The organism is Pseudoalteromonas sp. SG43-4 (assembly GCF_014164325.1).
Taxonomy (GTDB): Bacteria; Pseudomonadota; Gammaproteobacteria; order Enterobacterales; family Alteromonadaceae; genus Pseudoalteromonas; species Pseudoalteromonas distincta.
The window spans coordinates 166989-179782 of record NZ_JACJFB010000007.1; the positions used below are offsets into that span (position 1 = coordinate 166989).

Here is a 12794-nt window from a genome sequence, read left to right on the forward strand (position 1 = left end):
TGGTGCCGACTAACCGAGTCGAACGGTTGACCTACTGATTACAAGTCAGTTGCTCTACCAGCTGAGCTAAGTCGGCACACAAAACTGTGTGCTAAGGCACGTTCAATTTTAAAGATTGAGAACTTTTATAAAGCACTTAAAATAAAAAAACCTTGCATAAGCAAGGCTTTTCAATAAATGGTGCCTCGACGCGGAATCGAACCACGGACACGAGGATTTTCAATCCTCTGCTCTACCGACTGAGCTATCGAGGCACATAAACTGTGCTAGTTACAGATTAACGAAATTAACCTTTAACTTAATAAATGGTGCCGACTAACCGAGTCGACGGGTAATTTGAACAGACTACTGATTACAGTTTTTCTTTTCAAACTACTTTAAATAAATGGTGCCGACTAACCGAGTCGAACGGTTGACCTACTGATTACAAGTCAGTTGCTCTACCAGCTGAGCTAAGTCGGCACACAAAACTGTGTGCTAAGGCACGTTCAATTTTAAAGATTGAGAACTTAAAGTAAATGGTGCCTCGACGCGGAATCGAACCACGGACACGAGGATTTTCAATCCTCTGCTCTACCGACTGAGCTATCGAGGCACATAAACTGTGCTAATTAATTGTTATACTTTACAATTAACTTTATATAAATGGTGCCGACTAACCGAGTCGAACGGTTGACCTACTGATTACAAGTCAGTTGCTCTACCAGCTGAGCTAAGTCGGCACACAAAACTGTGTGCTAAGGCACGCGTAATAATGTTTAAACTGTTGATTAAACACCACTACTTTAATAAATGGTGCCTCGACCCGGAATCGAACCAGGGACACGAGGATTTTCAATCCTCTGCTCTACCAACTGAGCTATCGAGGCACTTAAACAGTGCTAATTAAAAATCTTAAAGTATTTTTAATGCAATTCCCACTCATCTCTACCGACTGAGCTATCTGGGCGTGCGGCGTATTAAACGAGTTTTGCCCTTACAAGTCAACTTTTTTTTTATTCTTTATAACTGTTTGAACGGTTTTCAGACAACTCAGTGTATTTTTTATTAATAACGTTCATTTTTACCACAAATCGAACTATAAATATAAATAAATCAGACTAAAACCGTAGTGAATTATTTTTTGTAAATGTTACGATTAGCTTAGATACGTACGATAGGGACTTATCGTAGTAAAATCACATCAATTGGACACTATCAATGCAGAGTAAATTTTCATCGCCAGTCAAAGGCTTATTACCTCTTTTTTTAATCATAAATATTGCAGTAACAGCGCTTGCTATTATTGCCCACTCATTTTATTCACAAACTGAAGTTAAGACAGTCCAACCTGCATCATCTGTTAATATTGTAACGCTTGCCGATAGATTAGACTTACCTATGGTTGATGCATTAACTATGTATGGTCAAGGTAAAGTAAGGCAGTTACTTGATTTAACGTCGTTATTAGATGATGACTTTGAATATACTCTATATCGCTTCAATGCTACATCAGATACTCAGTTGGTATATAGCAGCAGTAAACCTGCTATCGCTTCAATTAAAACTGAAAAGCATCTAGTAGAAGAAGGCATCCTACATCACTTACTGCTGTTAAACGATCAACCTATTGGCGAGCTTATTATTAAGCAAAACCTACCAACCGCTCCTTTAAGCGCTCAAAACTCTCAAGTTATTGCCTACATTATTGCGATAGCAAGCGTAGCTGCATTATTTATATTTACTTTAATGTTTAATATGTACATTAATAGTCGCTTACGAAAAAGTACTGACACTCTTACACAAGAGCTGCAGGCAATCACCGAAAATGCTAATTACAATAGTAGTGTTGATGAGCAGCTTGATATTGGTTTAGGTGTAGTGGCAAAAAACATTAACTTACTGCTACAAAAAGTACAGACTGCGATGAGTGAGAATGACGCCGCACAAAAAGAGCTTTATAAATTACAAAATGGCCTAGAAGCCGAAGTGCAAAATCGTACTATAGCGCTTGAGCAAGCCACATTAAAAGCAGAGCGAGCAAGCGAAACCAAAACGACCTTTTTAGCCACAATGAGCCACGAAATAAGAACACCGATGAATGGTGTTATAGGCACTATTGATTTACTGCGCCAGACCGAACTTGATGGCGCTCAACATCGTTTAAGTACAATTATTCGTGAATCAGCATTTTCTTTATTGAGCATTTTAGATGATATCTTAGATTTTTCTAAAATTGAGGCTGGAAAGCTAAATATTGACCCGATCCCATTTTCGGTAACCGATACCATTGAAGAAGTTGCTCGAGTGCTCTCATCAGTTGCTAAAAAACGTGAGCTTGATTTAGAACTAGCAATAGCACCAGATATTCCAGTCAACCTTACCGGTGATAGTGTGCGTGTACGTCAGGTGCTTTATAACCTATGTAGCAACGCAATTAAATTCACTAGCACTGATGAAAAAACCCAAGGCCATGTAAAAATATCAGTAGAGGTGGTTCATAATACCACTGATCACTTTACCTTACGCTTTTGCGTAACTGATAACGGTAAAGGCATGTCGCAGGCGCAATTACGCGAAATATTTAATCCATTTATTCAAGCCGAAAACTCAATTACCCGAGAATATGGTGGCACCGGTTTAGGTCTTTCTATTTGTAAAAGCTTAACTGAGCTTATGCTAGGTACTATTCATGTAACTAGTCATACCGGAATTGGCAGTGAATTTACAGTAGAGCTGCCGTTTAGCACATCGGGTAAAATTAAGTACGCACATAAAGGTGCATTAAATGGTAAGCAAATTGTTGTAGTTAGTAATCACCTAGAACGTGAAAAAACAATGTACCGTTATTTATCGTTCATGGGCGCTAAAATAATTTATGCACACACAGAAGAAGAAATTGAAGAGCACCAGCATTCACAAGATATTATTTGGGTGGCTGATGGCATAGACAATATGGATAAAACTAATGCGCTGCTAAGACGTTTATTTTATTCATTAGAGGACTATAACCAACAAGTTGTTGTACTAAGTAAGCTTGATGAAGCAGCTATAAATCATAAAAACATTTTTTATATTAATGCTTCTCCTCTATGTAAATCTAACTTTATGCTTTCTATATTGGTGGCTGCAGGGTTACATACACCTAAGCAAATTAAAAAAACCAAAACACTTAATAACTATTTAAATGTTGAGCAGGCACGTAATTCAAACAAATTGGTTTTGCTTGTTGAAGATAACCTTCTAAACCAACAAGTCCTCACCGATCAACTACATATACTGGGCTTTGGCGTTGAAATAGCGAACAACGGTGAAGAAGGCCTAGATATGTGGAGAAAAGGTGATTACTCACTTATTTTAACCGACTTACACATGCCTAAAATGTCGGGTTACGATATGGTCGAAAAAATCCGTAATGAAGCAGAGCTATTAGAATCGATTGATGCACAGCCTTACATTATTGCAGTAACAGCAAACGCACTTAAAGGCGAAAAAGAGCGCTGTTTAGCGGTAGGTATTAACGACTTCATTACCAAACCTATAGAGCTAAACGCGTTAGAAGAAACTCTAAAACGTTGGAGCGATAAACAAAGCCAAAACCCAAATGTAGTTATTCATCAAACTATGGCACTACCTATTGATATGGAAGCTGTTGCTAAATATGTAAACGGTGATGACGCTAAGCAAATTCGTTTTTTCAAAATGTATTTAGAACAAAGCCAAGGCTTAATTAAGAGTATTAATTCCGGCGTTATGGTTAACGATTTAAATGAGATTATTGAAGGGTGTCATCAATTAAAATCGATCTCCAAGACAATTGGTGCCCAAACGGTGGCAGAACTTTCAAGTGCATTTGAAGATAAATGTAAAGAAGGTGAACTCACAACCGATGAATTAATAGAGTTAAGAGATAAGCTGGAAATTGAATACTCTAAAGCTGCTCAATTTTTAAAGGAACAAATTAAAATATCTGAGCAAGAAGATGAGTTAAATGAATAAATAAACATAAAAAAAGGGCTTAATAGCCCTTTTTTTATTTAAAACATTACTTTTCAGGCGGTCGATAACCTTCAATTTCTACATCTTTATTTTCAAACAAAAAACCAACCATTTGCTCTTCTAAAAATGTGCGGTGTTCTGGGTCCATCATATTTAAATGCTTTTCGTTAATAAGCATTGTTTGTTTATGTTGCCACTGAGCCCACGCTTCTTTAGAGATGTTATTAAAAATCTTTTCACCAATTTCACCAGGGTATAACTGAAAGCCAAGCCCTTCGGCTTCTTTTTGTAACTTTTGACAAAATACTGTACGTGCCATGATTGATTCTCTCTAACGCTAAATATGGGGCTATTCTATACTATTGCTGTAATTTGTTTAACCAACTTTTTAGTTGGTGCTGCTAGGCCAACCTCTATTGATTGATCAAGCGGATACCAGATTAATTGCTTATCGTTTACCACATCAGGAGTTTTCTTAACATTAAGCACATGTGAGTTAATCCTCAATTCAAAATGTGAAAACACATGAATAAACGCTTCAAGCTCTACTAAACTAGCCTCTAGGCCTTGCTGAGCTAAAAATATTTGAAGCTCTTCGTACTCATTAAATTCAAAAAAGCCAAACAATCCGCCCCAAATACCGCTGTTAGGACGTTTTTCCATAAGCACTTTATCACCACACTGAATAATTAACTGATGACAACTCTTTTTAGGAACTGCTTTTTTAGGTTTTGAATGTGGAAACTCTTTTACTTTACCTGCATTAAAAGCACCACAGCCTGAGTTTAATGGGCAAGCCTCACAATCAAACCGGCTGCGTGAGCAAACGCTCGACCCTAAATCCATCATAGCTTGATTAAACTCAGTAACATTATCTTTAGGCGTTAACTGCTCTGATAAATGCCAAAGCTGGTTTTCGACCTTTTTAACGCCGTACCAGCCCTCAATCATAAAATAGCGCGCTAAAACTCGCTTCACGTTCCCATCTAAAATAGGGTGATGCTGCCCAAGCGACAATGATAAAACAGCCCCTGCAGTAGAGCGCCCTATTCCAGGTAAATCCATTACTTCATCGAGTGTTTTCGGAAACTCACCTTGGTATTTGTCACGCACTATTTTAGCTGTTTTGTGTAAGTTACGCGCACGAGCGTAATACCCTAAGCCAGTCCAGTGATGCAAAACTAAGTCTTCATCCGCATCAGCTAAAGCGATAATATCTGGAAAGCTTTGCATAAACTTTTCAAAGTATGGAATAACAGTAATAACTTGGGTTTGCTGCAGCATCACTTCAGACACCCACACTTTATAAGGTGTTTTACCTAGCTGCCACGGGAGTGTTTTACGCCCATGAAGGTGATACCAATCAACAACTTGATTAGAAAACCAGTGTGACTGTTCTTTATTTAAATCCAACATTTTTAACTTTTACTGATGCCCAATGGCGGCTCAGTCTATTGCAGTTAACAAAAAGATCAAGCTATACGGGGTGTAAAACCAGCTAATACTTGTGATTGCGGCCTCGGTCAGGGATAATATGCAACCATTTTTAAACACATTGTTTTTGTCAGGCCAATAATATGAGTGAATCAAGCAACACTAACCTTGAGCAAGCTAAGCAAGAAGGTAAATACATCCGCACCATTCGCAGTTTTGTAAAACGCGAAGGTCGATTAACCAAAGGCCAAGCCGCTGCAATCGAAAAATGCTGGCCAACAATGGGCCTAGAGCATAAAAACGGTATGCTTGATTTAAGCGAAGTTTTTGGCAACAACAACGATGTAGTAGTAGAAATTGGTTTTGGTATGGGTAAGTCGCTTGTCGAAATGGCAACAAATGCCCCTCACCTAAACTTTATCGGTATTGAAGTACACCGCCCAGGCGTTGGTGCTTGTTTAATGGATGCCGATGAAGCAGGCATTACCAACTTACGTATTTTTGAACACGATGCAGTTGAAGTACTTGCAGATTGCATACCTAATGAAAGCTTAACAACACTACAACTATTTTTCCCTGACCCTTGGCATAAAAAGCGTCACCACAAACGCCGTATTGTACAAACTGAGTTTGTTGAAAAGCTAAGAGCCCAACTTAAAATGGGTGGCGTTTTTCATATGGCAACAGACTGGGAAAACTATGCAGAGCACATGCTCGAAGTAATGAACGTAGCTCCTGGTTTCAAAAACCAATCAGAAACAAATGATTATGTTCCACGTCCAGATTTACGCCCGCTTACTAAGTTTGAGCAGCGCGGACATCGCCTAGGTCATGGCGTGTGGGATTTAATGTTTGAGCGCACAGAATAATTAAATTTAATTACTCACTTTTACTTTTATAAAACTAAATATACTGTAAGGCAAAGCCATTTATGAGCGTACTAACCAACCCAAGTTTACTGTTACTTCGTAATAGCGAGGCACTAACGGGAAAATCTATCTTGGTGGTCAACTTTGTTCAAGATGGCTTTTTAACAGAGCTTAAAAGACTTAATCCGCAAAGCAAAGTAACTGCGTTTAGCTACAACCATGCTAACGGAGAGTTTGCTAAAAACACCAAAGATGTTGATGTTCATGTAAGCCACACAATACCTGGTAACGACTACGATTTAGTTATTCTTTACTACCCTAAATCAAAACCAGAGTTATTAATGGCACTTGATAATATTCGATCTGCTATTACTGATGATGCCGAACTATTAGTAGTAGGTGAAAACAAAAGTGGTGTTAAGTCAATTGAAAAGCAATTAGCTGGTAAGGCTGAGTTTAGTAACAAGATTGATTCAGCTAAGCACTGCGTTCTTTACTCATTTGCTGAAATTTCTAAGCACCCTCACTTTGATATTACGACTTACCATAAAAAGTTTGTTGTTAATGTTGCCGACACTGAATTTACAGCTATTAGTGTTCCTGGAGTGTTTAATCACGGTAGTTTAGATATAGGAACGAAAGTTCTACTGGAAAACGCACCGACAATTAAGCAAGGCAAAGTTCTCGACTTTGGTTGTGGCGCTGGTTTAATAGCAACTTTTTTAGGGCTTCATAATCCAGCACTTGAGTTTGTGTGTAGTGATGTAAGTGCGCTGGCAACTTATGCAACACAGCAAACCCTAAAGCTTAACAACATCAATGGTGAGGCTATATTAAGTGACGGCCTTAAAAGCATTAATGGCAAGTTTGATTTAATTATTAGCAATCCACCTTTTCATACTGGTATTGCAACCGACTACACAGTAGCAGAAACATTTTTAGCTAATGCAAAACAGCATTTAACTAAATTAGGGAAACTAAATATTGTTGCTAACAGCTTTTTAAAGTACCCGCCTATTTTAGAAACTCAGTTTGAAAGCTATCAAACTGTATTTAAGAACAATAAATTTGCTGTATATAGCAGCTAATTTAAATTTGTAAAATGATTGAGCACAAACGTGCTCAAGCTAACTTTCGAATAAATATAAGAATTAATTTAGTTTTTTTCCTTCATTTTTCCACGTCTTTGCTAAACTAAAACTCTAAATAATTAAAATTAACTCAGGCGATAATGAAATAATGCCTAAAAAAGTTCATCAAAGTAGCATTCGAAAAGCACTCATTAATTTGATCATGCTTATTACAGCTATTTGCTTATCGTTATCTATTTCTATCTCTACGTATTTAAGCGTGAAAGAACAAAAGCAATTAATAGTTAATAAGCTTGTTATTCTTTCTGAAATTGTAGCTTTTGATGCTGGGCAATCGGTAATTGAAGATGATCGTAAAACAGAAGAAAAACGCCTCAAGTCATTTGAAAAGATCCCTCTTGTAAAAAACATACATATTTACTCAATAGAAAAAGCATCCCAAAAGCCTGTTTTCTTTATTAGCTTTAATGCTAAAAAAACACCTCCTGTGCCACTGAGAATAGACAGTGTAGAAGAGCTAAAAACACCACGAATTACGAGTGACCATATTGAGCTAACCCGCCCTATTTACGATAACGAACAAGTAGTAGGTTATGTGTATATGCGAGGAAGCCTCGAGAGTTTAGAGGTCTATATTGAGAGAAAAATATTAATAGACGTGTTATTAACATTATTAATTCTGGCGGTTGTTTACTTTATTGCTATTAAAGTTCAACGACGTATAGCTAAGCCAATAGAGCAATTAAGCATGTTATTGCAGGATGTGTCTAAAAATCATAACTACAATGCACGCGCACCAGTAACTGATGTAAAAGAAATAAGTGCTCTTTCAAATAGTTTAAATATCATGCTTACGCGTACAAAAAAACAACTTGAACGCCACGAAAAAGATAAGCAAGAAATCAAACAACTAAACCTAAGCCTTGAAGAAAAAGTAAACCAACGAACAATCGCCCTTAGAGAGGCAAATCAAGAGCTTTTATCAACTCTTGAGCGGATGCATCAATACCAAACACAAATTGTTGAAAACGAAAAAATGGCATCTTTAGGGCAAATGGTTGCAGGTGTTGCCCATGAAGTTAACACACCAATAGGGCTAGGTATTACCGGTTCTACGTTACTTAGAGATAAACTAGCAGACATACAGCAAAGCTTTGATGACAAAAAACTTACCTCAAGCCATCTAAAACGCTTTATAGATGAAGGTATTGAAAACTTAGATTTAATTTACCGCAACTTAAATCGTGCAGCTGACCTTATATCTAACTTTAAAAAAGTAGCGGTTATTCAAGATGACGGTGTAAATACCTATATTAATGTGCACAAATTAATAAGTGATGTTTTAACATCGATTCAATCTGAATTATTGCCCAAAAAGCCTGTTGTAACTATCAACTGTCCGACCGACTTGGCTATTCATAGTAAGTCTGAACCTCTACAACAAGTTTTTCAGCAGTTACTTATGAACTCTGTAATTCATGGATTTATAGGTAAAGAAAACAATGAAATTCGCTTTGACGTAGAACTCGTCGGGAAAAAATTAACAATCGTTTATTCTGACAATGGTCAGGGCGTTGACAAAAACATTAAAAATAGAATTTTTGACCCATTCGTAACTTCAAAGCGCGGGCAAGGCGCAAGTGGCTTAGGCATGCACTTAGTTTATAACCTAGTAACACAAGCACTTGGCGGAAGAGTGATGTTTGATCTTGAAGAAAAACGCGGTGCTCGCTTTATAATTACTATTCCTTAAATAAAGATCATTAAAAAGTGCATATATTTAAAATTTATCCTTGAATTAGCATTTAATGACCTCATTAATGAGGCATGTGATAAGTGCGTAACATTATTTAATTGCTTTAAATAAATATTACCAAGCGATTTATGAACTTTTTTATCTTTGCTGTATCACATACATTGATGAAAGGTTAAAAGGTTAAAAAGTGATATAGTTTTGCTTTGAATTAGTCTGATTATTTTAAGTACCTTGTTTAATTGAATGATATGTCAATTATCAAAGGAAAATGGCTTCGACTTTATGATTCAAATAGCTACATCCATGTATATATCAATTAAACAGTAGTTTTTGCACTGCCCTTTTTTAGTAGACTTTGGACACCCTACTGTTTTATTTTTATCCAATTTGTTTTTTCCTTGTTAACAAATGGGTATAATCCTATAATCTCTAGTAATCGGTTATAAATTAGTCACCGATTTTTTATAAATAATATATTCCAAAAGGTTAATTAATAATGCAAACGCCAGTCATTCTAATCGTAGAAGATGAAGACGTAACTCGACTGAACCTAGTTAGTTTATTTGAAGCTGAAGGGTACAAAGTTATTGAAGCCATTGATGGCGATGATATGCATGACAAGCTTACAAATAACGATGACGTTAATCTTGTAGTTATGGATATCAACCTTCCTGGTAAAAACGGTCTTATTTTAGCCCGTGAATTACGCCAAAAGCGTAAAGTAGGTCTTATATTCCTAACAGGTCGTGACAACGATGTTGACCGTATTTTAGGTCTTGAAATTGGCGCAGATGACTACGTTACTAAACCATTCAACCCGCGTGAATTAACGATCAGAGCTCGCAACCTTATTACTCGTACTGCCTTAGGTGGTGAAGAGTCAGCACTAGAAACAAATGGTGTTATTACGTTTAATGGTTGGGAACTTGATGAAAACAGCCGTTGTCTTACTTCTCCAAATGGCGACGCTAAACGTTTACCTAAAGGTGAGTACAGAGCACTTCGTTTAATGCTTGATTCTCCAGGTCGCATTTTTAGCCGTGAGCAATTAATTAAGCATATGACAGGCCGTGAGCTTCGCGCAAATGACCGTACTGTTGACGTTACTATTCGTCGCATTCGTAAGCATTTTGAAAGTGATAACTCAACGTCTGAGTTAATCAGCACCATCCATGGTGAAGGTTACCGTTTCATTGGTAAAATTGACGCTTAATTAGAGCTAATTAGTTTCACTCTAATTGCTGTAAAAATAAATGAAGGGCTTTCTGTCCTTCATTTATTTTATCTGCCAGAATATCTAACCACTGCTTTAACACCTCATCAGATTCATCAATAGCACCATGTTCCATTATTTTGGCATGAAGCTGCACATCATTAAGACCTACTGAGCCAGCCGCCCCTTTGAGTTTATGCGCTACTGATTCATATTCTTCTCTATCACCAGTATTTAATGAAGTAAGTAACTCTTGCTGATATTGTGGACTTAGTTTTTCGAATAGCTGACTACTGCGTCTAAACACAACTAAGCCCATTGAATTGACAAAGTCTTCTATTGTTTCTATATCTAATAAGTGTGCATCAATGCCTTTAAGGGCTTCTTCACTTACTTTTAACAGTGGCTCTGTGCATTCACTTTGCTTAATTCCAAATAAATCAGCCAGCATTTTATCAAGCTTCACTGTGTTAATTGGTTTAGCAAGCGCCCCTTGTATTGATATACCTTCAAGCTCTTCTTCAGCACTACGAACATTGGCCGTAAGTGCCACAATAGGTAGTTTATCAAAATGACTATCTGAGCGTATTTGCTTGGCAACTACGTCACCATTTATATCTGGCAATTGCATATCAAGTAATACTAAATCTAAGTCATCTTCGGTTTCGACAAACGAGAGTGCATCTTCACCGGTTTCAGCCCACAACACCTCATGCCCGCGTTGCTCTAATAAGTTTGTAGCAATTTCGGCGTTAAGAGGTACATCTTCTACTAGTAAAATATACAAACCACGACCAACATAACTTTGCTCTGTTGGTGCTACACATAGACTAAGCGGTATTTGAACTGTAAAGCAACTTCCTTCGCCCTCAGTACTATTTACTGTAATTATCCCTTTCATCGCACTTACAAGTGCCTTAGTTACAGCCAAACCAATACCGGAACCTATTGCGTTAGTCCCTTTTAAATCTGGCGCTTTGTAATACATATCAAATATATGAGCAAGCTGCTCTGGCGGAATACCTTGGCCGGTATCCGATACTTTCATAACTAACCATGGGCCTTCAACTCTGTTTTCTCGGCTACATTCAAGTGTTACCTTTCCTTGCTGTGTAAACTTAACGGCATTATTAATTAAGTTCCAAACAACTTGGCGTAAGCGAGTTGGGTCGAGCTGTGCGTAAATATCCAGCACCCCATTGCGCTTAATATCAAACTCTAGCTCTTTTTGCTCCGCGATTAAGCCCGCAAAGTTAACAACGTCATTTATAAAGTCTGATACATTAATAGAGTTGGTCACTATATCGAGCTGATCTCTATCTATTTTGTCTAAATCAATAATATCGTTAAAAATATTGCCGAGCGTTTCAGCACTCGAAAATATAGTATTACCCCAACTACGCTGCTGTTTGTTTAAGTCAGTATCAAGCAGCATTCGTGTTAAACCAACAATACCATTGAGCGGTGTACGTAGTTCATGGCTTAATGTGGCAATAAACTTACCTTTGTCTTTATAGGCCGTTTCGAGCGCTTGAGCGGCCTCCTTACGACTTGTGATATCACGACCAAAGCCCAGTAGACCAATGTAATCACCTTCATCATTTATAAAAGGTAATTTACGCAGCTCAAACCAACGCGTTTCGCCATTTACCTCATAACCCACATCAATGGTTAGTGCTTTATGGCTTTGCTCTACTTCTTTATCGGTTTTCAAAACTTCAGATAAAAAGTGGCTAGGAAATATCTGCTCAACCGTTTTGCCAATTAGTTCGCTACTTGATTTGCCCATTACTTCTTCAAACATTTTATTACAACCAGCAAACACGCCATTGTTATCGCGGTAATAAAATAAATCAGGAGATGAATCAACTATTGAGCGCTGCAGCATGCTTTGTTGAGCAAGTTCTTGTTGTGTTTTTTTACGCTCAGCAATTTCTCGTCGTAGTTCTTCGATAGCGCGATGCTTGGCATGAAATGCCATTTTACGCTCATCAATTTCGATGTTTAGACGGTTAATGTTATCTTTTAGGGTTTGATTTAAAAGCTTTTCTTGTTTGGTGGCGCTATCTAAATAAGCATATGAGGCATCTAGTTGTCGAATTGAATTAAGCAACACACTTATAATTAAAGGAGAAACTACAGCCGTAAAAAATACCACGGCTAAAATATCAACCAGGTGTAATTCGCCTATCGCCACATAATAAAACATGCTCGATAAAATAAGAGATACAGTTAAAAATAAAGTGTAACAAATAGCAGCGGTTTTAAATTCACCAAATCGCGTTATTGAGCTGGAAAGTACCCGAGCCCAAGGGCTCAAAGAATAATCGGTCATACGTAATTTTATCTCTTAGCTGTGTACTTAATATAAAGAAGGCAATGCGTATGTATAAACATACCATTTTCCCAGATTTTAGCATTTTTCTCCTACCACTACTCACGTTGTGCGATAA

At 37.4% G+C, this 12794-nt stretch carries 8 protein-coding genes and 6 tRNA genes; 5 read left to right on the forward strand and 9 right to left on the reverse strand.

The window, feature by feature from the left end:
• From H5160_RS09235 to H5160_RS09260, 6 genes are all read right to left on the reverse strand, one after another.
• Positions 1-76, reverse strand: a tRNA-Thr gene (locus H5160_RS09235).
• A gap of 102 nt (positions 77-178) precedes the next feature.
• A tRNA-Phe gene (locus H5160_RS09240) sits at positions 179-254 on the reverse strand.
• 132 nt (positions 255-386) lie between these two features.
• Positions 387-462 (reverse strand) — tRNA-Thr (locus H5160_RS09245).
• A gap of 57 nt (positions 463-519) precedes the next feature.
• Positions 520-595: transfer RNA gene (locus H5160_RS09250), tRNA-Phe, on the reverse strand.
• 51 nt (positions 596-646) lie between these two features.
• Positions 647-722 (reverse strand) — tRNA-Thr (locus H5160_RS09255).
• Positions 723-793: 71 nt separating this feature from the next.
• Positions 794-869: transfer RNA gene (locus H5160_RS09260), tRNA-Phe, on the reverse strand.
• A 331-nt stretch (positions 870-1200) separates the two neighbouring features.
• On the opposite strand from H5160_RS09260, the gene H5160_RS09265 reads away from it, so the two are divergent.
• Positions 1201-3978 carry a hybrid sensor histidine kinase/response regulator gene (locus H5160_RS09265; RefSeq protein ID WP_182737290.1) on the forward strand — a complete coding sequence of 926 codons (2778 nt, stop codon included), beginning with the start codon at positions 1201-1203 and terminating at the stop codon, positions 3976-3978.
• Positions 3979-4024: 46 nt separating this feature from the next.
• On the opposite strand, the gene H5160_RS09270 is transcribed toward H5160_RS09265, so the two are convergent.
• Positions 4025-4297 (reverse strand): oxidative damage protection protein, encoded by a 273-nt coding sequence (locus H5160_RS09270; protein ID WP_002962543.1) that lies wholly within the window; start codon positions 4295-4297, stop codon positions 4025-4027.
• A gap of 35 nt (positions 4298-4332) precedes the next feature.
• Positions 4333-5394, reverse strand: coding sequence for an A/G-specific adenine glycosylase (gene mutY, locus H5160_RS09275; protein ID WP_182711833.1), 1062 nt, complete (start codon positions 5392-5394; stop codon positions 4333-4335).
• 161 nt (positions 5395-5555) lie between these two features.
• Between mutY and trmB the strand changes: the two genes are divergently transcribed.
• The 4 genes from trmB to arcA all read left to right on the forward strand — a co-directional run bounded on the left by trmB (position 5556) and on the right by arcA (position 10341).
• Entirely contained in the window at positions 5556-6281 is a 726-nt protein-coding gene (gene trmB / locus H5160_RS09280; RefSeq protein WP_007582957.1) for a tRNA (guanosine(46)-N7)-methyltransferase TrmB, read from the forward strand.
• 62 nt (positions 6282-6343) lie between these two features.
• Entirely contained in the window at positions 6344-7369 is a 1026-nt protein-coding gene (gene rsmC, locus H5160_RS09285; RefSeq protein WP_024605357.1) for a 16S rRNA (guanine(1207)-N(2))-methyltransferase RsmC, read from the forward strand.
• A gap of 151 nt (positions 7370-7520) precedes the next feature.
• Positions 7521-9125 carry a sensor histidine kinase gene (locus H5160_RS09290; protein WP_182737292.1) on the forward strand — a complete coding sequence of 535 codons (1605 nt, stop codon included), beginning with the start codon at positions 7521-7523 and terminating at the stop codon, positions 9123-9125.
• 499 nt (positions 9126-9624) lie between these two features.
• On the forward strand, positions 9625-10341 hold the full coding sequence (gene arcA / locus H5160_RS09295) for a two-component system response regulator ArcA (protein WP_002962549.1): 717 nt from the start codon (positions 9625-9627) through the stop codon (positions 10339-10341).
• Between the two features lie 16 nt (positions 10342-10357).
• Here the strand turns inward: arcA and arcB are convergent, their stop codons facing one another.
• Positions 10358-12676: an aerobic respiration two-component sensor histidine kinase ArcB gene (gene arcB / locus H5160_RS09300; protein WP_039486381.1), complete on the reverse strand. Its 2319-nt coding sequence runs from the start codon at positions 12674-12676 to the stop codon at positions 10358-10360.
• Between the last annotated feature and the right edge of the window lie 118 nt (positions 12677-12794).

What these genes read in the sequence shown, in the direction of transcription:
- H5160_RS09270 (WP_002962543.1), bottom strand. Translation starts at nt 4,297, where the DNA reads ATGGCACGTACAGTATTTTGTCAAAAGTTACAAAAAGAAGCCGAAGGG.
- arcB (WP_039486381.1), bottom strand. Translation starts at nt 12,676, where the DNA reads ATGACCGATTATTCTTTGAGCCCTTGGGCTCGGGTACTTTCCAGCTCA.
- rsmC (WP_024605357.1), top strand. Translation starts at nt 6,344, where the DNA reads ATGAGCGTACTAACCAACCCAAGTTTACTGTTACTTCGTAATAGCGAG.
- H5160_RS09265 (WP_182737290.1), top strand. Translation starts at nt 1,201, where the DNA reads ATGCAGAGTAAATTTTCATCGCCAGTCAAAGGCTTATTACCTCTTTTT.
- mutY (WP_182711833.1), bottom strand. Translation starts at nt 5,394, where the DNA reads ATGTTGGATTTAAATAAAGAACAGTCACACTGGTTTTCTAATCAAGTT.
- H5160_RS09290 (WP_182737292.1), top strand. Translation starts at nt 7,521, where the DNA reads ATGCCTAAAAAAGTTCATCAAAGTAGCATTCGAAAAGCACTCATTAAT.
- trmB (WP_007582957.1), top strand. Translation starts at nt 5,556, where the DNA reads ATGAGTGAATCAAGCAACACTAACCTTGAGCAAGCTAAGCAAGAAGGT.
- arcA (WP_002962549.1), top strand. Translation starts at nt 9,625, where the DNA reads ATGCAAACGCCAGTCATTCTAATCGTAGAAGATGAAGACGTAACTCGA.